The 21,270-nt window shown below is 58.6% G+C and carries 23 protein-coding genes and 2 pseudogenes; 10 read left to right on the top strand and 15 right to left on the bottom strand.

Annotation, left to right across the window (positions count from 1 at the left end; genetic code table 11):
- Positions 1-112: 112 nt before the first annotated feature.
- The 3 genes from rimK to HU730_RS11895 are packed head-to-tail and all read right to left on the bottom strand — an operon-like array spanning position 113 to position 2,290.
- Positions 113-1,018: a 30S ribosomal protein S6--L-glutamate ligase gene (rimK, locus tag HU730_RS11905; protein WP_186526716.1), complete on the bottom strand. Its 906-nt coding sequence runs from the start codon at positions 1,016-1,018 to the stop codon at positions 113-115.
- A complete protein-coding gene (locus HU730_RS11900; protein WP_169856571.1) occupies positions 1,015-1,464 on the bottom strand; it encodes an ATP-dependent zinc protease in 450 nt (149 codons plus the stop codon). The genes rimK and HU730_RS11900 overlap by 4 nt, the downstream gene beginning before the upstream one ends.
- 46 nt (positions 1,465-1,510) lie before the next feature.
- A complete protein-coding gene (locus tag HU730_RS11895; protein ID WP_054896652.1) occupies positions 1,511-2,290 on the bottom strand; it encodes an EAL domain-containing protein in 780 nt (259 codons plus the stop codon).
- A 116-nt stretch (positions 2,291-2,406) separates the two neighbouring features.
- On the opposite strand from HU730_RS11895, the gene HU730_RS11890 reads away from it, so the two are divergent.
- Entirely contained in the window at positions 2,407-2,814 is a 408-nt protein-coding gene (locus HU730_RS11890; RefSeq protein ID WP_003236026.1) for a S4 domain-containing protein, read from the top strand.
- A gap of 138 nt (positions 2,815-2,952) precedes the next feature.
- Here HU730_RS11890 and HU730_RS11885 read toward each other — a convergent pair whose 3' ends face one another.
- Positions 2,953-3,756, bottom strand: coding sequence for a phosphatase PAP2 family protein (locus HU730_RS11885; protein ID WP_034125497.1), 804 nt, complete (start codon positions 3,754-3,756; stop codon positions 2,953-2,955).
- Positions 3,757-3,880: 124 nt separating this feature from the next.
- Here HU730_RS11885 and hslO point away from each other — a divergent pair, with 124 nt between their 5' ends.
- Positions 3,881-4,783 carry an Hsp33 family molecular chaperone HslO gene (hslO, locus tag HU730_RS11880; protein ID WP_054920269.1) on the top strand — a complete coding sequence of 301 codons (903 nt, stop codon included), beginning with the start codon at positions 3,881-3,883 and terminating at the stop codon, positions 4,781-4,783.
- A gap of 179 nt (positions 4,784-4,962) precedes the next feature.
- The gene (locus HU730_RS11875; protein WP_005783824.1) at positions 4,963-6,504 is read left to right on the top strand and encodes a phosphoenolpyruvate carboxykinase; all 1,542 of its coding nucleotides are present in this window, start codon (positions 4,963-4,965) and stop codon (positions 6,502-6,504) included.
- A 57-nt stretch (positions 6,505-6,561) separates the two neighbouring features.
- On the opposite strand, the gene HU730_RS11870 is transcribed toward HU730_RS11875, so the two are convergent.
- From HU730_RS11870 to HU730_RS11860, 3 genes are all read right to left on the bottom strand, one after another.
- A complete protein-coding gene (locus HU730_RS11870; protein ID WP_254914072.1) occupies positions 6,562-7,425 on the bottom strand; it encodes an EamA family transporter in 864 nt (287 codons plus the stop codon).
- Between the two features lie 191 nt (positions 7,426-7,616).
- Entirely contained in the window at positions 7,617-7,973 is a 357-nt protein-coding gene (locus tag HU730_RS11865; protein ID WP_186526717.1) for a DUF1493 family protein, read from the bottom strand.
- A gap of 281 nt (positions 7,974-8,254) precedes the next feature.
- Entirely contained in the window at positions 8,255-8,731 is a 477-nt protein-coding gene (locus tag HU730_RS11860) for a hypothetical protein (RefSeq protein ID WP_186526718.1), read from the bottom strand.
- 94 nt (positions 8,732-8,825) lie between these two features.
- Between HU730_RS11860 and HU730_RS26925 the strand changes: the two genes are divergently transcribed.
- Entirely contained in the window at positions 8,826-9,023 is a 198-nt protein-coding gene (locus HU730_RS26925; protein WP_089042063.1) for a hypothetical protein, read from the top strand.
- Here the strand turns inward: HU730_RS26925 and HU730_RS26700 are convergent.
- The 3 genes and pseudogenes from HU730_RS26700 to HU730_RS11845 form a co-directional block, all read right to left on the bottom strand.
- Positions 9,020-9,268: pseudogene (locus HU730_RS26700) on the bottom strand (hypothetical protein). The gene HU730_RS26925 and the pseudogene HU730_RS26700 overlap by 4 nt on opposite strands.
- Positions 9,258-9,434, bottom strand: a pseudogene (locus tag HU730_RS26695) (cell filamentation protein Fic); the annotation flags it as partial. The pseudogenes HU730_RS26700 and HU730_RS26695, both read right to left, overlap by 11 nt.
- Complete coding sequence (locus HU730_RS11845) at positions 9,434-9,604, bottom strand: YhfG family protein (protein WP_186526720.1); 171 nt, start codon at positions 9,602-9,604, stop codon at positions 9,434-9,436. The pseudogene HU730_RS26695 and the gene HU730_RS11845, both read right to left, overlap by 1 nt.
- Positions 9,605-9,779: 175 nt before the next feature.
- On the opposite strand from HU730_RS11845, the gene HU730_RS11840 reads away from it, so the two are divergent.
- From HU730_RS11840 to HU730_RS11830, 3 genes are all read left to right on the top strand, one after another.
- On the top strand, positions 9,780-10,955 hold the full coding sequence (locus tag HU730_RS11840; protein WP_186526721.1) for a tetratricopeptide repeat protein: 1,176 nt from the start codon (positions 9,780-9,782) through the stop codon (positions 10,953-10,955).
- A 225-nt stretch (positions 10,956-11,180) separates the two neighbouring features.
- Complete coding sequence (locus HU730_RS11835; protein ID WP_054920256.1) at positions 11,181-13,118, top strand: RecQ family ATP-dependent DNA helicase; 1,938 nt, start codon at positions 11,181-11,183, stop codon at positions 13,116-13,118.
- 12 nt (positions 13,119-13,130) lie between these two features.
- A complete protein-coding gene (locus HU730_RS11830; protein WP_186526722.1) occupies positions 13,131-13,562 on the top strand; it encodes a thioesterase family protein in 432 nt (143 codons plus the stop codon).
- A gap of 146 nt (positions 13,563-13,708) precedes the next feature.
- Here HU730_RS11830 and HU730_RS11825 read toward each other — a convergent pair whose 3' ends face one another.
- The 3 genes from HU730_RS11825 to fdhD all read right to left on the bottom strand — a co-directional run bounded on the left by HU730_RS11825 (position 13,709) and on the right by fdhD (position 17,724).
- On the bottom strand, positions 13,709-14,191 hold the full coding sequence (locus HU730_RS11825; RefSeq protein WP_034125502.1) for a YMGG-like glycine zipper-containing protein: 483 nt from the start codon (positions 14,189-14,191) through the stop codon (positions 13,709-13,711).
- A gap of 348 nt (positions 14,192-14,539) precedes the next feature.
- Positions 14,540-16,888, bottom strand: a complete 2,349-nt coding sequence (locus tag HU730_RS11820; RefSeq protein ID WP_186526723.1) for an FdhF/YdeP family oxidoreductase — start codon at positions 16,886-16,888, stop codon at positions 14,540-14,542.
- A complete protein-coding gene (fdhD, locus tag HU730_RS11815; protein ID WP_089042069.1) occupies positions 16,885-17,724 on the bottom strand; it encodes a formate dehydrogenase accessory sulfurtransferase FdhD in 840 nt (279 codons plus the stop codon). Before fdhD ends, HU730_RS11820 begins: the two co-directional genes overlap by 4 nt.
- A 242-nt stretch (positions 17,725-17,966) precedes the next feature.
- Between fdhD and lysM the strand changes: the two genes are divergently transcribed.
- Positions 17,967-18,407, top strand: coding sequence for a peptidoglycan-binding protein LysM (gene lysM, locus HU730_RS11810; protein WP_032894105.1), 441 nt, complete (start codon positions 17,967-17,969; stop codon positions 18,405-18,407).
- A 127-nt stretch (positions 18,408-18,534) separates the two neighbouring features.
- On the opposite strand, the gene yrfG is transcribed toward lysM, so the two are convergent.
- Complete coding sequence (gene yrfG, locus HU730_RS11805; protein ID WP_186526724.1) at positions 18,535-19,200, bottom strand: GMP/IMP nucleotidase; 666 nt, start codon at positions 19,198-19,200, stop codon at positions 18,535-18,537.
- Positions 19,201-19,287: 87 nt separating this feature from the next.
- Here yrfG and nudE point away from each other — a divergent pair, with 87 nt between their 5' ends.
- Positions 19,288-19,854 carry an ADP compounds hydrolase NudE gene (nudE, locus tag HU730_RS11800; protein ID WP_014716485.1) on the top strand — a complete coding sequence of 189 codons (567 nt, stop codon included), beginning with the start codon at positions 19,288-19,290 and terminating at the stop codon, positions 19,852-19,854.
- Positions 19,851-20,687 (top strand): 3'(2'),5'-bisphosphate nucleotidase CysQ, encoded by an 837-nt coding sequence (gene cysQ / locus HU730_RS11795; RefSeq protein ID WP_186526725.1) that lies wholly within the window; start codon positions 19,851-19,853, stop codon positions 20,685-20,687. Before nudE ends, cysQ begins: the two co-directional genes overlap by 4 nt.
- Positions 20,688-20,814: 127 nt before the next feature.
- On the opposite strand, the gene HU730_RS11790 is transcribed toward cysQ, so the two are convergent.
- Positions 20,815-21,270, bottom strand: coding sequence for a thioesterase domain-containing protein (locus tag HU730_RS11790; RefSeq protein WP_186526726.1), 456 nt, complete (start codon positions 21,268-21,270; stop codon positions 20,815-20,817).

Here is a 21,270-nt window from a genome sequence, read left to right as displayed (position 1 = left end):
TGGCTTGCCTGCGATAGCGGTAGTTCATTCAACGACGATGTTGAATGTACCGGCGTCATCGTAGGCAAGCCAGCTCCCACAGTGGTTTGCGGCGTGTGGCAGATGTGGGTATTCAGCCCTTTCCCTTGGTCCGAGTCATATTCGGCCCGCCATTCTTCTCCAGATGCTGAATGATGATCCCCGCCACATCCTTACCGGTGGTGGTTTCGATCCCTTCCAGGCCCGGCGATGAGTTTACTTCCATCACCAGGGGGCCATGGTTGGAGCGCAGGATGTCCACACCCGCTACGCTCAGCCCCATCACCTTTGCCGCCCGCAGCGCGGTCATGCGCTCTTCCGGGGTGATCTTGATCAGGCTGGCGCTGCCGCCACGGTGCAGGTTGGAGCGGAACTCACCGGGCTTGGCCTGGCGCTTCATGGCTGCGATCACCTTGTCGCCCACCACGAAGCAGCGAATGTCCGCGCCGCCCGCTTCCTTGATGTATTCCTGCACCATGATGTTCTGCTTGAGGCCCATGAACGCCTCAATCACCGACTCCGCCGCCGTTGCTGTTTCACACAGCACCACCCCGATGCCCTGGGTGCCTTCCAGTACCTTGATCACCAGCGGTGCGCCATTGACCATCTCGATCAGGTCGGGAATGTCGTCCGGAGAGTGGGCAAAACCGGTGACCGGCAGACCGATACCCCGGCGCGACAGCAGTTGCAGGGCGCGCAGCTTGTCCCGCGAGCGCGCAATGGCCACGGATTCATTCAGCGGAAACACCCCCATCATTTCAAACTGGCGCAATACCGCGCAGCCATAGAACGTCACCGAAGCGCCGATACGCGGGATCACCGCATCAAAGCCTTCCAGGGGCTTGCCCCGGTAGTGGATCTGCGGCTTGTGGCTGGCAATATTCATGTAGGCACGCAACGTGTCGATCACCACCATTTCATGGCCACGTTCAGTGCCGGCCTCGACCAGGCGGCGGGTGGAATACAGACGCGGGTTTCGCGACAGCACAGCAATCTTCATGCAGCACCTGGGGCAGAAATAGTGGAGACCGGGAACACCGGCTTGTCTTGAACGTACTTGAGGCCCGGATTGACCACCAACTGGCCGTCAATCAGCGCCTTGGAGCCCAGCAGCAGGCGGTAACGCATGGCTTTGCGACAGGCGAGGGTGAACTCCACCCGCCATACCCGATCACCCAGGGCCAGGGTGGTGCTGATCACGTAGCGCACCTGTGCATGGCCGTTGGAGCTCTTGATGGTTTTCATCGTCACCAGGGGCGCTTCACAGCGGCGGTGACGCAGTTGCACCACGCTGCCCAAGTGCGCGGTAAAACGCACCCACTTTTCACCGTCGCGCTCAAAGGGCTCGATATCGGTGGCGTGCAGGCTTGAGGTACTGGCACCGGTGTCGATCTTCGCCCGCAGGCCCGCCACTCCCAAGTCGGGAAGTGCCACCCACTCACGCAGACCCACAACGGTCAAATGGTCAAATGTCTTCAATATGGTTAACCGGTCAATTCGCCCAGGCTTGAGGAGATACCTCAGCCAACGCTTTGAATGCAGGCTTGGCGAACCAGAAGCCCTGCATCAGAAATATTCCGCAGTCGGACAGGAAGTCGCGCTCGCCGGCACTTTCGATGCCCTCGGCGATGACAGTAACCCCCAACTGCTCACAGATTGTGACAATCCCCCGGACGATCACCTGACGGACACGATCCTGGTCGACATCGCGAATCAGCGCCATGTCGAGCTTGATCAAGTCAGGTTGGAAATCGGCCAGCAGGTTCAGCCCCGAATAGCCCGCGCCGAAATCGTCGATGGCGGTCTTGAAGCCGAATTCGCGGTATTCACGCAGAATATTCGTCAAATGGCGATAGTTATCTACGTGCTCGCTTTCCAGGGTCTCGAAAATCAGCCGGTCCAGCGGGAAATTGTGCGCCCGGGCGGCCTCCAGAGTGCTGCGGATACACAGTTCCGGACGATATACAGCATTGGGCATGAAGTTGATGGAAAGGTGAGTCTGCATGCCCAGGGCTGCGGCACCGGCGATGGCCTTGGTCCGGCAGCGCTGGTCGAAGCGGTAGCGATTGGTTTCGTTGACCTGAGCCAGCACCGACAGCGCGCCTTCTCCCTGGGGACCGCGCACCAGGGCTTCGTTGGCGAAGATCGAATGGTCACGCAGGTCTACGATAGGCTGGTAGGCGAACGCAAAGTCGAACCCCAGAGGCTCGCTTTGCTGGCAACCCACGCACCGCTGGTTGGGCGAGGTGAGTGAGAGGGGAAAGTCGGTCACGGCGTATCCTCGCGAAAACAGGGTGCTACCTGGCGTATCTTAGGTGAGCCTTGGGGTTTATGCGTCGAAGGGTTTCAACGGTAAAGTTGCGACATTTTTCAGAGCGAGGAATTCAAGTGGCTCAAAAGCAGGAAGAGGAAGAGAAGGTCCGGCTGGACAAGTGGTTGTGGGCAGCGCGGTTCTACAAGACCCGCGCTCTGGCCAAGGCCGCTATCGAGAGCGGCAAGGTGCATCATCGCGGCGAGCGCTGCAAGCCGGGAAAGGAGCCGCGCGTCGGCGACGAGTTTCAGATTCGTACAGGCTTTGATGAAAAAACCATCGTAGTACAGGCGCTTTCCATCGTCCGCCGGGGCGCGCCTGAAGCGCAGGCACTGTATGCCGAGACCGAAGCCAGCATCGCCAAGCGCGAAAACGCTGCGGCCATGCGCAAGGCAGGGGCTTCAGGCCTGACCACTGACGGCAAGCCGAGCAAGAAGCAGCGCCGCGATCTGTTCAAGTTTCGCGGCAGCGGCAATGACGATTGATTGCACGAGTCGCCCATGCAAACTCGATCAAATGTGGAAGCGGGCTTGCCCGCGAATACGGTGGGTCAGGCACAGATGCATTGATTGACACCCCGCGTTCGCGAGCAAGCCCGCTCCCACTTTTAGTAGCCCTGGGGGTTACGGAGTTGTGCGCATGACACTCAACCGCCCAATAACGGGCAACTTGCTCAGTAGCCCGAAAAGCGGCGCCGTCATCCGCAACAAAGCGCCCGACACCTTCGCCGCAAACGGCGTGTAATACCCCCACCCCAGCGCCAACAGCGCCAGCAGTACGCCACCGATATAATCGTCCTGGCCCCAGTGCGCGCCGGCTACCAGCCGCGGCATCATGAACAGCAGCGCCAGGCCCCAGATCACCAGCACCTGGCCGATGCGCCGGGCGAACACGCTCATGAACATCGCCCAGATCAATAGCACCGAAGCATGGTCGCCGGGGAAGCTCTGGCTCGAGCGGTCCTTCAATTCCCAGGTTTTCTCCAACCCTGGGAAAAAGTCGCTCATTTGAATCGCGCCGCTGATGACCATCGACGGGCTACTGTGCTGCCAGCCCATGTGCGCCGCGAGTTTTGAGAACAGCATGCGGATAAACAGCAATAGCAGCAGAATGCCGAGGAAGCCAAAAAACGCCTGGCGCACCTGTACGGCCTTGAACACCCAGTCGCCGCGGATCAACAGCGCCAGCAAAATCACGCCGACCACTGCATCAAACGGCCGCAGGCTGGCCACGGCCCACACATGTAGCCAGGTCGAGTTCGTGGCCAATGGGCCATTGAGCAGATGAAACAGCCACTCGTCGAAAATCACACAGAGCATCTGGCCCGTGGGCCACAGCCAAAAACACAGCAGTCCGATAGCGAGTAGATTGCAAAGAGCCCATCGCCGGAGGTTCCAGTTGGCTTGGAACAAACCCGGATTGTTCATAAACTGTCCCTCATCGCTCTATTCAGCTCCTTGAATTCAGGAGAAGTCGCACCAAGATGGTGCTAAAGCGTTTAATTTTATAAACCTTGTAATCATTTTGTCATCACTTCAGATACCCAGACCTATGACTGATCTACCGGATACCGACTTCACCCAACGCTTCATCTTCGATGAGAGCGATGCCCGCGGCGAGATGGTTTCGTTGGAGCTCAGCTATGCCGAAGTCCTTGCCAAACACGCCTATCCGGAGCCGGTCGCGCAATTGCTCGGCGAGTTGATGGCCGCCGCGGCGCTGCTGGTGGGCACCATGAAGTTCGACGGTTTGCTGATCTTGCAGGCTCGTTCCGAAGGGCCAGTGCCCATGTTGATGATCGAGTGCTCGAGCGAGCGCGAGATCCGTGGCCTGGCCCGTTACGAGGCTGACCAGATTGCCGCAGATGCCACCTTGGCCGACCTGATGCCCAACGGCGTCCTGGCACTGACTGTCGACCCGACTGAAGGCCAGCGGTACCAGGGTATTGTCGACCTCGACGGCCAGACCCTGTCGGAATGCTTCACCAACTACTTCGTTATGTCCCAGCAAGTGGGCACCAAGTTCTGGCTTAACGCCGACGGCAAGCGCGCCCGTGGTTTGCTGGTGCAACAACTGCCGGCCGATCGCATCAAGGATGAGGATGATCGTGCCGAAAGCTGGCGGCATATCATCGCCTTGGCCGACACCTTGAAGGCCGAAGAACTGCTGGGCCTGGACAACGAAACCATCCTGCACCGCCTCTACCACGAAGAGGCCGTGCGCCTGTTCGACGCACAGGGCCTGCATTTTCACTGCAGTTGCTCGCGCGAGCGTTCCGGTAACGCGCTGGTCAGCCTGGGCCTGGAAGATGCGCAAAATCTGGTGGTGGAACATGGCGGCCATATCGAGATCGACTGCCAGTTCTGCAACCAGCGCTACCTGTTCGACGCGGCTGATGTAGCGCAATTGTTCGCCGGCGCAGGCAGCGACACCCCTTCCGACACCCGCCACTAAAACGTTTAAGCACAGGTAAATCACCTGACAAACGCCGGATTAGAGGTGTTCTGACGGGAGGGCCCTACTCTTTTTGGGCTTTTCTGGCATAATCCGGCCCACTTTTTTCGCGGTAGTAGTGCGCAACTTTCTACTACAAAACGTTTGGAGCACTCGGCCATAGGCCGACGGGGAACCTCATGACGCAAGCCAATAACGCCGTATACACCGATCTGAGTGTTGACGATCTGGTCAAAGAAGCCCTGCAGCGCGGTGAAGGCGTGCTTGCCGATACTGGCGCGCTGGTCGTAGAAACCGGTCACCGCACCGGTCGTTCGCCGGTTGACCGTTTCATCGTTGAAGAGCCGTCCACCCAGGACGCCATTGCCTGGGGCCCGATCAACCGCAAGTTCCCGGCTGACAAGTTCGATGCCCTGTGGGCTCGCGTCGAGGCGTTCAATAACGCGCAAGAGCATTTCGTTTCCCATGTTCACGTAGGGGCTGCAGAAGACCACTACCTGGCCGTGAAAATGACCACCCAGACTGCCTGGCAGAACCTGTTCGGTCGTTGCCTGTTCATCAACCCGGCCCAGTACAACCCGGCCGGTCGTGAAGAGTGGCAAGTGCTCAACGTGGCCAACTTCGAGTGCGTGCCAGAGCGTGACGGCACTAACTCCGACGGTTGCGTGATCCTCAACTTCGCCCAGAAAAAAGTACTGATTGCCGGCATGCGTTACGCCGGTGAAATGAAAAAAGCCATGTTCTCGGTGCAGAACTTCCTGCTGCCGGCTGCCGACGTGCTGCCGATGCACTGCGCCGCCAACATCGGCGAAGCAGGCGACGTGACCCTGTTCTTCGGCCTGTCCGGCACTGGCAAGACCACCCTGTCCGCCGACGAAAGCCGTTACCTGATCGGTGACGACGAGCACGGCTGGGGCGAAGGCGTGGTGTTCAACATCGAAGGCGGTTGCTATGCCAAGTGCATCGACTTGTCCGAGAAGAACGAGCCGGTTATCTGGAAAGCCATCAAGCATGGCGCGGTGCTGGAAAACGTCGTGATCGACGAGGCCAAGCACGCCGACTACGCCGATGTCAGCCTGACCCAGAACAGCCGTGCCGCCTACCCGCTGGAGCACGTTGCCAAGCGTTCCGAGAAGAACCTGGGCGGCGAGCCAAACGCGGTGATCTTCCTGACTTGCGACCTGACTGGCGTACTGCCGCCTGTGTCGATCCTCAGCGAAGAACAGGCGGCCTACCACTTCCTGTCCGGCTACACCGCTCTGGTGGGCTCGACCGAAATGGGTTCGGGCAGCGGCATCAAGTCGACCTTCTCCACCTGCTTCGGCGCGCCGTTCTTCCCACGCCCGGCTGGCGAATACGCAGAGCTTCTGATCAAGCGTATCCGTGGTTTCGGCTCCAAGGTCTACCTGGTCAACACCGGCTGGACCGGCGGCGGTTACGGCGTTGGTAAACGCTTCAACATTCCGACCACTCGCGGCGTGATTGCAGCGATCCAGAGCGGTGCGTTGATCGGTGCGCAAACCGAACACCTGGACACCATCAACCTCGACGTGCCATTGGCCGTACCGGGCGTTGAAACCGGCCTGTTGAACCCACGCAACACCTGGGCTGACAAGGCTGCCTACGACGAAGCAGCGAAGGCGCTGGCTGGCCTGTTCATCGAGAATTTCAAGAAGTTTGAAGTCAGCGATGCGATCAAGGCGGCGGGTCCTAAGTTGTAAGATTCGCTGGTTGTAAAAAAGCCGCCTCTTAAGTAGGCGGCTTTTTTGTGCGCGACGTTAGCCGGCGATATGCAGTACCACTGCACCGACCAGCACCAGTACGACGCCTGTCACCTGCACCGCTGACAACCGCTCCTTGAAAAATACAAACCCCAGGATCGCCGCGATCCCTCCAGAGAGCGTACTGATCACCGTCACCACCGACACCGAGCCGGCCATTGCGCCCCACGAAAACGCCGAGAAACCGCCGAGGTTCATCAAGCTCGCTCCGGTCAACGTCGCGCAGTTTTTCAGTGGCGGGATCTTCAGGCCATCCTTGATCTTCAGCACCATCACCACCAGCACGCACAGGCCTACCAGGTAACCCAGCCACAACATGGTGATTGGCCCCAGCGCTGGCAGTGTGTAGCGGCCTTGCAGCCAGAAACTGGTGCCGTACAAGGTTGCGGCGAACATGGCGTAGGCAATGGACAGGCGCGGGTTGTTGTGAGGCGTACCGTTGTCCTTGTGAATGCTGGACAGCAAAACGCCGATCACGCACAGGGCGATGCAGCCCAGTTGTATCAGGCTGATGTGTTCACCGCTGGCCCAGGACAGCAAGGTGGTCACGACCCCATAGGACGTCACCAATGGCGCGACGATGGCCGCTTTGCCCAAGGCAAAGGCTTTGGACAGCGCAAGGGCGCCGGACACCGTCAGCAGAGCGGCGGCGACGCCCAGGAGCCAAACGCTTAACGGTGCATCAAGGGATTTGAAAAGGAAGGCTGGGAAAATGACCAGCAGGAGGGTCATGATCAAAAAACCGAGGGCTTGGCCGAAATACACCGCGCGTTTAACGCCAACGGCTCGGGCGTTGAGGCCCACCAGAAAGTCCGTGCCGCCCCAGAGCAGGGCGGCCAGCAGGCCCATTGTTACGTCCATGTAAGGTCCTTGTTATTTATACGGCTCGCCAGATTAGCGCAGATCCAGTGTGGGAGCAGGCTTGCCCTAATACTGTAGGAGCGAGCTTGCTCGCGAAAAACGTCAACGATAACGCGTGCTTGCTGAATGAACGCGGCGCCTGTGAGTTTTTCGCGAGCAAGCTCGCTCCTACAAAAAATCCTTCATTGGATTCAGCTCAGGTTTTCCAGCGTCTGCGTGTCCCAGCGGTGGGTCTTGATCGCCAGGTAGAGCATGCCGATGGTCAGCGGAATTTTGTCACCACGGCCTTTGGCGCGACGCTTCAGGAACACGTCGAACACCGGCGGCTGGAAGTAACGATAAGCGTCGTAGTCGCTCAGGTCGACACCAAAATCCTGCTCCAGCGCCTCCATGAATTGCTTGGCCTCAGCACCATCGCACCCGAGGTCGAAGTTCAGTGAGGTGTGCAAGCCAATGGTCTTGTGTGTTGGCAAGCCGATTTCTTCATGCAGCAATTGCAGGAGCTGCTGCATGACAGGGTCTTCGGGGAAGTTGGGGGCCAGGTTCATAGTGGGGGTGCGTAGGAGTGGGTGAGGGGGCCTTTTACGTTGCAGGCGGTATTTGTTTCGCGTGACGAAGAGAGCCAAGCCTATCAAGAACAAGGCCAGGGGAAGAAGTTGAATGTTCAGGACAATGGCGATGTAGGGTAACCAGAACAACAGAAGCAGTCCCGTTACGATGAAGGTAACGGCGAAACGCGTTCTTAACGTGCCGTCAGTGATTTTGTAATACAGCAGTAGATGGAGAGCGAACAATAGCGCTGTTTGTAGGTAAAGCCATTGACTAAAGTTCATCTGGAGTACACATGCATTGAGACGCTTGAGCGCTGCGGGCCTATGCCACCGCTGACCTGAGCATCCAGGCCAATGACGATGTCTGCGCTGTGAAAGTTGCGGATCCTGCGAGAAATCAAATCGCTGATAGCGTTCTCGACTATCGATTCTGCTTTACTGGATATGATCCCGACAGGGGCTGCAACTGCGCCAGAAATGATTTCTTTTATGAGGTTGTTCCGATTGTTCAAGCTATCTGCCTGCTTCCTGGTCAGTGGCTTTGAGACGGCCACTGTCATGACGCAGGGTAGATCTCGGGCAAGCATCTTTTCGTACAACTTCTGAAGCCGCAAGCGGACCCCTATCGCTGAAGCTTTTGCTTCCAGCAAGCAAAGTGTGGCTAGCTCTTGTCGATTGTTTAGCATCACGATGAGTCGAATTACCGTGAAAGTGATGCCATAGTGGCCGATATATTGAGTCCTTTCGATGTTCACGGTTTTTTCCGAGACAGTTGATAGGAGGTTATGTTCAGTCGGCTACGCGTAACTGGTATAGAGGGTTGAACGGGTATTTGAAGCAGTTTGGGAAATGGATGGCGTGACGTTTGGCGGTGTCTTACAAAAGCCTCCGGCATTTATGGCTTGCAACGATGTAATGGGTAAAGCTGATCAGTGTAGGAGCGAGCTTGCTCGCGAAAAACTCAAGGGCGCCGCGTTTTTTCTGATTTACCGCGTCATCGTTGGCGATTTTCGCGAGCAAGCTCGCTCCTACACAGGTGTTGCTTAGACTTGCGCTTGTTCAGGTTGCAGCTGAATGTGTTGCGTGGCTTCCAACAAATCACGGCCGTCCTGAACGAGCAGGTACAGCGCATTAATGATGTGGGAAATGTCTTTGAAGTCAGCGTGTTCGAAGGTCAGGCAAGAGAAAGTTTCCAATCAGTCGCTGACGGCGCGGATACGCTGGTGGGCGGCGGATTGGATGTCTTTGGCTGATGCTTGAGTGTCGATGAGAAGCGGGTGACAGGCGATCAAGGTCGTAGGGCGGCGGAAAGAGTGGAAGGTTGCCTACGGCGATTTCGGATAATTCCCGCTCGGCCTGGTGCAGGCGTGCCTCATCGAGCAAATGGAGGCGGTTGCGCAGAGTGCTGCTACCGGGGTAGCAGTATGGGGCCTGGCCCACCCCGTATTTGTCGAGCATCAGCTAGAGGTGTTGCGGTACTTGGCAAGGACGGCTTCGCGTGTCGGCAGGGGTTTGTCGACGTCGGTCGGTTGGGTATCCAACCCTTCCAGGCGCAGGCTGGCCAAGTAATTGGAACGCCGGATCTTGTGATAGTGATCCTGTTTTTGCTCAAACGTCAGTTCGCTCATCGCTGCGTCCTCTTGGGGAGCAAGGCTTGAATGTAGCGCAATGCGTAGCTCGGTAGGCGGGATAAAGCGCCCGTCACAACTTGTATAAAAAATCTGCCAGCGAGCTCATTTCAGCGTATGTTTCACCGCAAAATCTTGTAGGGCGATTCCGCCCACTACTTAAAGGGAGTTAAGCATGGGTTTGCTTCGTGTCGCCTCGGCGATATCTTTGTGTGCGGTGGCGTTTTCTGCCCAGGCCGAGCAGTTGCCGATTGAAGTGCTCAGCGCGGTGGTCAAGGACCAGAAAATCGCCGATGCCGAAGTGCTGCTGCAACGTAACGGCGCGCAGAACGTGGTGGGCCGTACCAACGCGCAAGGCCAGGTGACGCTGACCAGTGAAGCGGCTGACGATGCCAGCAACCTGCTGATCATCAAGAAGCCTGGCTATTCCAACCTGGTGGTGAAGTGCCCGTGCAAAGGCATGACCTATGCCATCAGCCCGGTGATGGAAAATCTCGACGGCCTGCGTGTGGTGTTGACCTGGGGCAAGGCTCCGCGCGACCTCGACTCCCATATGATCTTCCCCGGCAATAACATCTTCTTCAACAATAAAAAGGGCACCGACGCCGAACTGGACGTGGATGACACCGATAGCTATGGCCCGGAGACCATCACCCTGCAGAAAAAGCATTACGGCGAAAGCTACGTCTATGCCGTGCACGACTATTCCAACAGCGGCTCTCCCACCTCCAGCGAGTTGTCCAACAGTGAGGCCAAGGTGTTCGTGTACATGGGGCAATCCCTGGTACGCACCTACTATGTGCCGCAGAACCGCACGGGCAACCTGTGGACTGTGTTCCGCATGACCGGCAGTGGCGACTTCCAGGACATCAACACCTTCACCGGCGTGAGAGTTGGCGCCGAAGATGTACTCAACGAGGTCAAGCCGTTGCTGGACGACAGTGTGGCCGTCACTGCCGTGACGGCGAGCACGTCGGCACAGGCCGATGCGAAGAAGCTGAACCTCAAGGGCGAAGCGGCCTACCAGGCCGGTAACCTGGATCAGGCCATCGACTTCTTCCGTCAAGCCATCGAGCTGGATAACAGCTTCGGCAAGGCTTACGGCAACCTTGGCCTGGCGTATCAGAAAGCCGGCAATACCGCGGAGTCGATCTGGGCCAACCGCAAGGCTATCGCCCTGGCCACCGGTACCAATGCCGCGACTGTGCGCGCCGGTGCTTACTACAACATTGCACGCATCTACGAAGCGGCCGGGCAGTTCCCGGATGCGCTGCGTCATTACCAGTTGGCCAAGGAGCAAAAGGCCAACCCGGTGTATGACACTGCGATCGAGCGGGTGCAGAACCGCTGATTCAGCAGTAGCTCGGTTGTGAAATGTGGGGGAGGGTTTGCCAGCTCCCACATTTTTAATCTGCTGCTTCCTGTTACTTTCTCAGAAAACTCCCACTTCGGCCCTGAGCCATCCCTCCCCCTGTGTATCATCCTGTCTCTTTTTTCCTTGCGACCTTTCTCGATTCGCTGAGATTCCCGGGCTATGTTTTTGAGCCAACTCAGCGGTCAATGGAGTGACAGCCTTATGCACGACACCCTCCAGCAGGTCTTTGGTTACCCACACTTTCGCTTGGGCCAGGAAGAGACGGTCAGCGCCGTGCTGGCTGGGCGATCTGCCGCCGCCATTTTCCCTACGGGCTCGGGCAAATCCTTGTGTTACCAGTTGTCGGCCGTGTTGCTGCCGCACCTGACGCTGGTGGTGTCGCCGTTGCTGGCGTTGATGCAGGACCAATTGGGTTTCCTGCAGCGCCATGGCATTTCGGCGGGCAGTATCGACTCGGCCCAGAGCCGTGATGAGGCCAATGATGTAATGGCCCGTGCGCGATCGGGCGAGCTCAAGATTCTGATGATTTCCGTGGAGCGTTTGAAGAACGAGCGTTTCCGTAATTTCCTGAACAGCGTGCAGATCTCGTTGCTGGTGGTAGACGAGGCGCACTGTATCTCCGAATGGGGCCACAACTTCCGTCCGGATTATTTGAAGCTGCCGGACTACCAGCGCCAGTTCAACATCCCTCAGGCGCTGTTGCTGACGGCCACGGCCACGCCCAAGGTGATCGCTGACATGCAGGCCAAGTTCGCCATTGCTGCCGAAGATGTAGTGACCACGGGCTTCTATCGGCCCAACCTCAACCTGCTGGTGGAACCAGTCAGCGGCCATGACAAGCGCCGCAGGCTGGTGGAGTGGATGAAAGCGCGGGCCAACCAGCCGAGTATCGTCTACGTCACCTTGCAGAAAACCGCCGAGCAGATTGCCGAGCATCTGAACCGCCACGGCATTCAGGCCGAGGCGTATCACGCGGGGCTGCCCCATGAAAAACGCGAAGGTATCCAGCAGCGTTTCATGGGCGGGCGTTCCAATTGCATTGTCGCAACCATCGCGTTTGGCATGGGCATCGACAAGAGTGACATCCGCAATGTCGTGCACTTCGACCTGCCCAAGTCCATCGAGAACTACAGCCAGGAAATCGGCCGCGCAGGGCGTGACGGGCAGCCGTCGGATTGCCTGGTGTTGGCCAACCGCGACAGCCTCAATGTGCTGGAAAACTTCGTGTACGGTGATACGCCGGAGCAGCAAGGCATTTTGCGCGTACTGGAGGAGTTGCAGGCCGCGCGTAGTGAAGGGCAGTGGGAGTTCCTGCTCAGGTCGCTGTCGGACCACAGCAATATTCGCGAGTTGCCGCTCAAGACGCTCCTGGTGCAGTTGGAGCTCAAGGGCGTGATCGCGCCGCGCTATGCGTTTTATGCGGAATACCGTTTCAAATACCTGATCGAGCCCGAGGCCTTGCTGGCGCGTTTTACCGGCGAGCGGCAGCAGTTTGTCGCGGCGATCATCCAGGTGTGCAAGCGCGCTAAAACCTGGGCGACGGTCGATTTCGATGCGCTTTATCAACAGCACAATGCCGAGCGTAGTCGGGTGGTGAAGGCACTGGATTATTTTCAGGAGCAGGGCCTGATCGAGCTCGAAAGCAAGCAGATGACTGAGGTCTACAGTTTGCTCGACACCCATTTCGACCCCCACGCGTTAAGCGCCGAGTTATACACAGGCTTCAAGCAGCATGAGGTGACGGAGGTCGCGCGGATTCACGCCATGCTCGACCTGTTCGCCACCGACCACTGCCTGGGGCAACGTCTGGCGCACTACTTTGGTGATGATAATGCGCCCCGGCGTTGCGGGCATTGTTCGGTATGCCACGGCCAGGTCGCCCATCTGCCGGCGCCGCCGAGCCTGCCGCCGCTTGTGGATAAAAACTTTATGGGGCTGTGCGGTGATTTTATCCACAGGCATCATGAGCACACGGGGCACTTGCCGAATGCGGAGCGTTTGACGCGGTTCCTTGGCGGTATCAGCGTACCGTTGTTTACCAAGTTGAAGGCGCGGGGCATTCCCGGTTTTGCTGCGCTGGAAGACTACCCCTACGCCGAGGTGCGCGACTGGGCCCATGCTCAATTGGATCAACTTTGATGAGACTTGCCGATGCCTGACTCAACGCCTGTGCGCGACGATTACCGCCACTTCCAACCGATCACCACGCGTTGGCACGACAACGATGCCTACGGCCATGTGAATAACGTCACTTACTACAGCTTCTTCGATACAGCCGTTAATACTTACCTGATCGAACAGGGCGGGCTGGATATTCATGACGGTGAGGTGGTGGGGTTTGTGGTGAGTTCCGCCTGCGATTACTTCGCCTCGATTGCTTTTCCCGAGCGCATTGAAATCGGCCTGCGGGTAGGCAAGCTGGGCAATAGTTCGGTGCAGTATGAGCTGGCAGTATTCAAGGCGGGCGAGCAGGAGGCGTGTGCGGCGGGGCGCTTTGTCCATGTGTTTGTGGACCGAGCCTCGAACCAGCCAGTGCCGATTCCGGCAATGTTGCGCGAAGCGATGCAGCGGCTGCTGGTTTGACGCACCTACAAGCAATACAGACCAAATGTGGGAGCCGGGCTTGCCCGCGATGGCGCAGTATCAGGCAGTACGTCTAAACCTGTTTCACTGCTATCGCGGGCAAGCCCGGCTCCCACATCGGATGTGTTCGTCGGAGCGCGGGTTTATCAGTCGCGATAACGATGCTTGTTCTTGCGATGCCCATAGGCATGGCCGCGACCTGGGTGGCCATCGCGGTAGTAGCGACGATCATCACGGTCGCGATCGCGGTAATGGCGGCTGTCGCGATCACTTTCGTTACCCATGTAGTTGCCTAGCGCGCCGCCCGCGCCACCGCCGGCTGCGGAGCCGATCAGTGCGCCGGTGCTGCCGCCAACGCTGCGCCCTACGACGTTACCGCCGGCTGCGCCCAGTGCGCCACCAATGGCGGCTTCGCCACGGCTACGTTTGTCGGCGCCGACTGCACTACCGCCTGCGCCGCCCAGGGCCGCGCCAATGGTCGAACCGGTGTTGCCGCCCAACTGCTGGCCGACAACAGAACCTAGTACCCCACCCAATGCGCCGCCTACACCGGCTTCGGTGGTGCCGCCTGCCATGGCTGCGCCACTGACCAGGCCAAGGGACAACAAGAGAATCGAGGAGAACTTCATTCAGGGAAACCTCAAGGGATGACGGCGCGATCCTGAGGTTGTATCGAGGCGCTGACAATCGAAATCCGACCGGCGGCAGAGGTTGTATACAATTTGCTAAGTTGCTGTTTTGTATGGGGAACTTAAGTCGTTTTTACGGGTCTTTAGCTACTTCGGAAGGGCCGCTTTTATGCAAAAGCGGCCTTTTTTTGTGCCTGCCGAATGTGTGTTGCTTGTGCTGGCCTCTCGCGGGCAAGCCCGCTCCCACATTCGATCGGTCCACACAGTCCCAATGGTGAACCCATCCCAGTGTGGGAGCGGGCTTATCCGCGAAAGCGGTAGTTCAAGCAACACATATCTCGGATCAAGTCAGGCCGAGCGCGCCATGATCAACCCATTGTCACTCGCCGCTTCCAAGCGAATCGCAACAAACTTGGACGTTGGCGTATGGCTACCATCGCCAGTGCTTTCCAATGGCACCAATGGGTTCACTTCCGGGTAGTAAGCCGCCGCCTGCCCCGCCGGAATATCAAATGCCAGCAGCGTAAAGCCCTTCACGCGGCGCTCACGGCCGTCTTCCCACAGCGACACGATGTCTGCCTTCTGCCCCGGCTTGAAGCCCAGGCGGATGATGTCGGCTTCGTTGACGAACAGCACGTCACGCTGGCCTTTGACCCCGCGATAACGGTCGTCCAGGCCGTAGATGGTGGTGTTGTACTGATCATGGGAGCGCATTGACTGCATGATCAGGTCCGGCACTCGGCCCGTGGCGTGGGTGCGCTCGTGGATCAGGTCTTTAGGCAAGATGTTCGGGCGGAAGTTGGCTCGACCTGATGGAGTGTTCCAGCGGCGTGCGCCGGCGGAGTTGCCCAGATAGAAGCCGCCTGGATGTTTGATCTTCTCGTTGAAGTCCTTGAAGCCTGGGATGGTGTCGGCGATCAGGTCGCGGATGCGCCCGTAGTCGGCCACCAGCCAGTTCCAATCCACGGGCTTGCTGCCCAGGGTGGCGGCAGCAATGCCCGCCAGGATCGCCGGCTCGGACTTCATCAGTTTCGACAGCGGTTGCAGTTGGCCGTTGGAGCCGTGGACCATGCTGAACGAGTCTTCCACCGTCACCGCTTGCGGGCCGTCGGCCTGGATGTCTATGTCGGTGCGGCCCAGGCACGGCAGGATCAACGCATCTTTACCGTGCATCAGGTGGCTGCGGTTGAGCTTGGTGCTGATCTGCACGGTCAGGTCGCAATTTCGCAGCGCTTCAAAGGTACGCGTGCTGTCTGGCGTGGCTTGGGCAAAGTTGCCGCCCAGGCCGATAAAGACTTTGGAGCGGCCTTCAAGCATGGCGTGAATCGCTTCCACCACGTTATGGCCATTGTCGCGAGGCACCTGGAACTGGAAACGACGCTCCAGCGCGTCCAGAAACGCCACCGGTGGGCGTTCGTTGATGCCCATGGTGCGGTCGCCCTGTACGTTACTGTGGCCACGCACCGGGCACAGCCCGGCACCTGGGCGGCCGATATTGCCGCGCAGCAGCATCAGGTTGGCGATTTCCTGGATGGTCGGCACCGAGTGGCGGTGCTGGGTAATCCCCATCGCCCAGCACATGATTACATTCTTGCCTTTGGCGTACATGCGTGCCGCTTGCTCGATCTCCACCAAGGTCAGGCCGGACTGCTCGACGATCTCCTCCCACGAGGTGTCGTCGATCTGACCCAGGTATTCCAGGACGTTGGCAGTGTGCTCATTGAGGAAGTCGTGGTCGAACACCGCTTCCTTGCCTTCGGCCAGGGCTTGGCGTTCCCACAGCAGCAGGAACTTGGCCATGCCACGCAAGATAGCCATATCGCCACCCAGCGCCGGGCGGAAGTAGGCGGTGTTGGTCGGCTTGTCGCCGTTGGTGAGCATTTCCAGCGGATGTTGCGGGTGCTGGAAGCGCTCCAGTCCGCGCTCTTTCAGCGGGTTGATACACACCACCTGAGCGCCGCGTTTCACCGCTTCGCGCAACGGCTCGAGCATGCGTGGGTGGTTGGTGCCGGGGTTCTGGCCCCAGACGAAAATGGCATCGGCATGTTCGAAGTCATCAAAGGTTACGGTACCTTTGCCCACGCCGACACTCTGCGCCAGGGCTACGCCGCTGGCTTCGTGGCACATGTTCGAGCAGTCCGGGAAGTTGTTGGTGCCAAAGGCGCGTACGAACAACTGGTACAGGTAGGCGGCTTCGTTGCTGGCGCGGCCCGAGGTGTAGAACTCGGCCATGTTCGGGCTGGGCAGCGCGTTGAGGTGCTTGCCGATCAGATCGAACGCTGCATCCCAACTGATGGGCAGGTAGCGATCGCTCTCGGCGTCATAGCGCATGGGCTCCGTCAGGCGGCCCTGATACTCCAGCCAGTAGTCACTTTGCTCCAGCAACGCCGTGACGCTGTGCTTGGCGAAGAAGGCCGCATCGACACGGCGCTTGGTGGCTTCCCAGTTGACCGCCTTGGCGCCGTTTTCGCAGAACTTGACCATGCCGCTTTCCGGCGAGTCGCCCCAGGCGCAGCCCGGGCAGTCGAAGCCGCCGTTCTGATTGGTCTTGAGCATCATGCGCAGGTTTTTGAGGGCGTTGTCACTGGTCAGCCAGGCTTGCGCCACACTGATCAGGGCGCCCCAGCCACCGGCTGGGCCTTTATAGGGCTTGTAGCGTGGGGTGGGGGTCTGGTCGGCTTGGTGGTGAAGGCTCATGGCTGGTGCTCCATCGCAGGGCTATAGACCCGTGGCGCGCTTTTTTGCGGCAGGTGGATGAGGTTGAGGTTGTGCCGGCGTGCCCATTGCAGGGCTAGGCCGGTGGGCGACGACAGGCTGACCAGGGTCTGGATGCCCGCGCGCAAGACTTTCTGAATCAATTCGAGGCTGCAGCGGCTGGTAACAATCGCCAGGCCGCCGTCGGTCGGAATCTTTTGGCGGATCAACGCGCCAATCAGTTTATCCAGGGCGTTATGCCGGCCGATGTCTTCGCGACCCATCAGCAATTCGCCCTGGCTGTTCATAAAAACCGCCGCATGCACGGCGCCGCTGTGCTGGCCCAGGGGTTGGAATGCGCTGATACGCTGGCGCAGGCCGTCGAGCCACTGCGCCGGCGGCAAGGGCGCGCCGGGCAGTACCTGGAGGTCGGGCAATGCTTGCTCTACCGCTTCCACGCCACACAGGCCGCAGCCGCTGGTGCCCGCCAATTGGCGGCGTTGCTGCTTGAGGTTCCAGAACGCACGGCTGGAAACCTGTACCTGGGCGTACTGGGCTGCGCCTGAACCGCTGATTTTCAGGTCATAAATGTCGTTAACGTCGGTGATAATGCCGCTGCCTAGGCTGAAACCTACAATGAAGTCTTCCAGGTCCGTAGGCGTCACCAGCATCACCGCCTGGCTGATATCGTTATAGGCAATCGCCAACGCCACCTCTTCGGCCAGCGCAGTGCTGGCGAATTCAGTGTGTTCAAGATTGCAATAGTGATAGCTCTGGCTGGCGACGGGCGCGGTCGATTCGAGAGCGGGCGCCGCGCAGTGAGGGCGCTTGGCGTTCATGGGGCAGTACCACCGGCGGATTGATCAGTGATTAGACTAGGCGCGACAAAGGGTCGCGTCTAATCGCCTGTATTGATCTATTGATAGAGGGCGTCGATCAAGGTTCACCCGCGTTTTAGTTGGGCTTATTCCAGGCAGGGGTGATTGCGATACTTTTGAGTCTTTAGCCAGTCTGGAACCCAAGTCGGCAGGACTGGTCTAGTCTTGGGCATCTGGAAATTAAATCCCAAGGAGAGCGCACCATGAGTATTTTTAGCTTTATCAAAGAAGCCGGCGAAAAGATTGTCGACCTGTTGACGCCGGGTAATGCGAACGCTAGTGAGCAGTTGAAGGAGCATGTGAGCAAGGTGGGCCTGGGTAATCCAAACGTGCAAACCACGGTGGATGGCGACAAGGTCACAGTGACCGGTGAAGTGGCCACGCAGGAAGAGAAAGAAAAGATCCTGTTGGCGCTGGGCAACATTGCCGGCGTGGCAAGTGTGGATGACCAGATTACTGTCAGTGGTCCAGTCGTGGTGGCTTCACGCTTTGTTGTTGTGAAAAGCGGTGACACTCTCAGCGCAATCTCTAAAACGGTCTACGGCGACGCGAATAAGTACAACAAGATTTTCGAGGCTAACAAGCCACTGTTGTCGCACCCGGACAAGATCTACCCAGGTCAAACACTGCGCATCCCTGAGTAATACGCAGGATAAAATGAGCAAGCTCGCCCTTTTGTAGGAGCGAGCTTGCTCGCGAAAAACTCACAGGCACCGCGTTTATCCAGGAAGCACGCGTTATCGTTGACGTTTTTCGCGAGCAAGCTCGCTCCTACATAAGCCCGGCGATGAGTTCTCGATAATCCCCGACGGCCGCAAATTCTGCGGTGTCCTTTGAGCCTTTTTTGCTATCAGGTTCTTTCACTGCCAGTAAATGTCCCACGCCGAAATCCCGGGCACTGCGCAGGATCGGCAAAGTGTCATCTATAAACAGGCTACGGGCCGGGTCAAAGTGGATATCCGCTTGTAAGGCCTCCCAAAATTGCGGGTTTTCCTTGGGGAAACCGTAGTCGTGAGAGCTGATCAATCGCTCGAAATACGGCGCCAGTTCAATGCGCTCCAACTTCAATGACAGCGAATCACGATGAGCGTTGGTGATCATGATCACGCGCTTGCCGGCCTGTTTGATCGCCGCCAGGAAGGTATCGGCATCCGGACGCAGGGCAATCAGGTGGGCGGTTTCCAACTTGAGTTCGCGCACCGGGATCTTGAGCTCGGCGCTCCAGAAATCCAGGCAATACCATTGCAACTGTCCGGCGTTACGCTCGAACAGTGGCTGCAACTCCATCTCGGCCATGGCTCGGCTTACGCCGTGCAGGTCGGCATAGCGTTGCGGCAGGTGTTCCATCCAGAAGTGGTTGTCGTAATGCAGGTCGAGCAGGGTGCCGTCCATGTCCAGCAGGACGGTGTCGATGGCGTGCCAGGGCAGAGAGGGCATGGTGGGGTCTCATGTAAGTAAAAATATCCGACACAGACAATCGGAAAAGCCACGGTATAGTAACCCGATCACGCCAAGGAGCCGTTTATGCGCCAGAAACCCACTGTCCTCGCCCGCGAAATAGTCGCCAGTAGCCGTTTGTTCCGCGTGGAGGAAGTGCAATTGCGCTTTTCCAATGGCGTTGAGCGGACCTATGAGCGTCTTGTCGGGCGTGGCACGGGCTATGGCGCCGTGATGATTGTGGCGATGATCGATGAAGATCATGCAGTGCTGGTGGAAGAATACTGCGGCGGCACTGACGAATATGAATTGTCGTTGCCCAAAGGCCTGATCGAGCCCGGCGAAGACGTGCTTGCAGCGGCAGACCGCGAACTCAAGGAAGAGGCCGGCTACGGTGCACGGCAGTTGGAGCACATCACCGAGCTGTCATTGTCGCCCGGCTATATGAGCCAGAAGATCCAGGTGGTGTTGGCTACCGATCTCTACGAAGAGCGTCTTGAAGGTGATGAGCCCGAACCAATGCGGGTAGACCGGGTCAACCTGCGTGAGCTGTCGGCGCTGGCGCAAAACGAGCAGTTCAGCGAAGGTCGCGCCCTGGCTGCGCTGTATCTGGTGAGAGACCTGTTGACCCAGCGTGGAGCGTTCACCGCATGAGCGAACTGTTTTTAGGCCACCCGTTTATCGCACCGGTCATTGAACTGGCTCGGCAGGCGGGTGAAGCCATCCTGCCGTACTGGCTTGCCGAGGTAGCCGTGACGTCCAAGGCGGATGATTCTCCCGTGACGGCTGCCGACCTGGCTGCCCATCATCTCATTCTCGCAGGCCTCACCGCGCTGGACCCAAGCATTCCAGTGCTGTCTGAAGAGGACGCCGATATCGATCAGAGCGTGCGTGCCGGCTGGCAGCGTTGGTGGTTGGTGGACCCTCTGGATGGCACCAAGGAATTCATTTCTGGCAGTGAAGAGTTCACCGTCAATATTGCATTGATCGAACAGGGCCGCGTGGTGTTCGGCGTGGTGTCGATACCGACCACTGGCCGTTGCTACTTCGGCGGCGCGGGCCTGGGGGCTTGGCGGTCGGACGTCAATGCAGCGCCCAAGCAGATTCAAGTACGCCAGGCTCCGGCCTCGGGTGAGGCCTTTACGGTGGTGGCCAGCCGTCGTCATACCAGCCCTGAGCAGGAGCGCCTGCTCAATGGCCTCAGTGAAGGCTTGGGCGAGTTGAAACTGGCGAATATCGGCAGCTCCTTGAAGTTTTGCTTATTAGCCGAGGGCAGTGCCGATTGTTATCCGCGCCTGGCGCCGACCTCGCAGTGGGATACCGCAGCGGCCCAGGGTGTATTGGAAGGAGCTGGGGGTGAAGTATTGGAGTTGAATGGCAAGCCGTTCAGTTACCCGGCGCGGGAGTCGTTGCTGAACCCGTTCTTTCTGGCGTTGCCGGCCAAGGCGGCGTGGCGTGAGCGGCTGTTGACCCTGGCCAGATCTTAAGGCCACTGCAGAGCAAAATGTGGGAGCGGGCTTTCCCGCGATGGCGGAGTGTCAGTCATACAGGTATTGGCTGATCCACCGCTATCGCAGGCAAGCCCGCTCCCACAGTTGTTTTTTGTCATGGCTGCTAGCGATGCAGGACGTATTGGCCGGTAAAGACGACGGCACGCTCTGCACTGCCCTCATTCACAATCCACGTCTCCAGCGCCAACCGCGCCCGCCCATAGCGCTGATAGGTCGCCACGAAGCGCTTCCAAATCTTTTCATCCGGCGCCGCGCAAATGGCTGTCGCGTCCTGGGTCACCGGCAGTGGGTAGCTGATCTGCCCTTCTTGAATCACGATGTGCCCGTCTTCAATCCCGGCTTCACGCAGCTTCAGGTGCAGCCAACCCCAACCCGCCAGCACCGCGCCGCAGTAGAGGCTGCCGCCGAACATGGTGCTCTTGTGGTTGATATTGGCTTGCAAGGGCAGGTGCAGTTGCAGTTGGTCGTGTTGCAAGTCGAGCACCCTGAGGCCCATTTCCCGGGTGAGTGGGATGTCGTGGTGGAGGATGGATTCCAGGTAACGGCTATCACGGCTCAT

Source organism: Pseudomonas sp. SWRI22, from assembly GCF_014268395.2.
GTDB lineage: Bacteria > Pseudomonadota > Gammaproteobacteria > Pseudomonadales > Pseudomonadaceae > Aquipseudomonas > Aquipseudomonas paracarnis.
The sequence above is the reverse complement of the archived record's forward strand: the minus strand, read 5'-3'. Positions and strand labels throughout refer to the sequence as shown.

What these genes read in the sequence shown, in the direction of transcription:
- rimK (WP_186526716.1), bottom strand. Translation starts at nt 1,018, where the DNA reads ATGAAGATTGCTGTGCTGTCGCGAAACCCGCGTCTGTATTCCACCCGC.
- HU730_RS11885 (WP_034125497.1), bottom strand. Translation starts at nt 3,756, where the DNA reads ATGAACAATCCGGGTTTGTTCCAAGCCAACTGGAACCTCCGGCGATGG.
- hslO (WP_054920269.1), top strand. Translation starts at nt 3,881, where the DNA reads ATGACTGATCTACCGGATACCGACTTCACCCAACGCTTCATCTTCGAT.
- HU730_RS11875 (WP_005783824.1), top strand. Translation starts at nt 4,963, where the DNA reads ATGACGCAAGCCAATAACGCCGTATACACCGATCTGAGTGTTGACGAT.
- HU730_RS11870 (WP_254914072.1), bottom strand. Translation starts at nt 7,425, where the DNA reads ATGGACGTAACAATGGGCCTGCTGGCCGCCCTGCTCTGGGGCGGCACG.
- HU730_RS11865 (WP_186526717.1), bottom strand. Translation starts at nt 7,973, where the DNA reads ATGAACCTGGCCCCCAACTTCCCCGAAGACCCTGTCATGCAGCAGCTC.
- HU730_RS26925 (WP_089042063.1), top strand. Translation starts at nt 8,826, where the DNA reads ATGGATGGCGTGACGTTTGGCGGTGTCTTACAAAAGCCTCCGGCATTT.
- HU730_RS11845 (WP_186526720.1), bottom strand. Translation starts at nt 9,604, where the DNA reads ATGAGCGAACTGACGTTTGAGCAAAAACAGGATCACTATCACAAGATC.
- HU730_RS11840 (WP_186526721.1), top strand. Translation starts at nt 9,780, where the DNA reads ATGGGTTTGCTTCGTGTCGCCTCGGCGATATCTTTGTGTGCGGTGGCG.
- HU730_RS11835 (WP_054920256.1), top strand. Translation starts at nt 11,181, where the DNA reads ATGCACGACACCCTCCAGCAGGTCTTTGGTTACCCACACTTTCGCTTG.
- HU730_RS11830 (WP_186526722.1), top strand. Translation starts at nt 13,131, where the DNA reads ATGCCTGACTCAACGCCTGTGCGCGACGATTACCGCCACTTCCAACCG.
- HU730_RS11825 (WP_034125502.1), bottom strand. Translation starts at nt 14,191, where the DNA reads ATGAAGTTCTCCTCGATTCTCTTGTTGTCCCTTGGCCTGGTCAGTGGC.
- HU730_RS11820 (WP_186526723.1), bottom strand. Translation starts at nt 16,888, where the DNA reads ATGAGCCTTCACCACCAAGCCGACCAGACCCCCACCCCACGCTACAAG.
- fdhD (WP_089042069.1), bottom strand. Translation starts at nt 17,724, where the DNA reads ATGAACGCCAAGCGCCCTCACTGCGCGGCGCCCGCTCTCGAATCGACC.
- lysM (WP_032894105.1), top strand. Translation starts at nt 17,967, where the DNA reads ATGAGTATTTTTAGCTTTATCAAAGAAGCCGGCGAAAAGATTGTCGAC.
- yrfG (WP_186526724.1), bottom strand. Translation starts at nt 19,200, where the DNA reads ATGCCCTCTCTGCCCTGGCACGCCATCGACACCGTCCTGCTGGACATG.
- nudE (WP_014716485.1), top strand. Translation starts at nt 19,288, where the DNA reads ATGCGCCAGAAACCCACTGTCCTCGCCCGCGAAATAGTCGCCAGTAGC.
- cysQ (WP_186526725.1), top strand. Translation starts at nt 19,851, where the DNA reads ATGAGCGAACTGTTTTTAGGCCACCCGTTTATCGCACCGGTCATTGAA.
- HU730_RS11790 (WP_186526726.1), bottom strand. Translation starts at nt 21,270, where the DNA reads ATGAGCCGTGATAGCCGTTACCTGGAATCCATCCTCCACCACGACATC.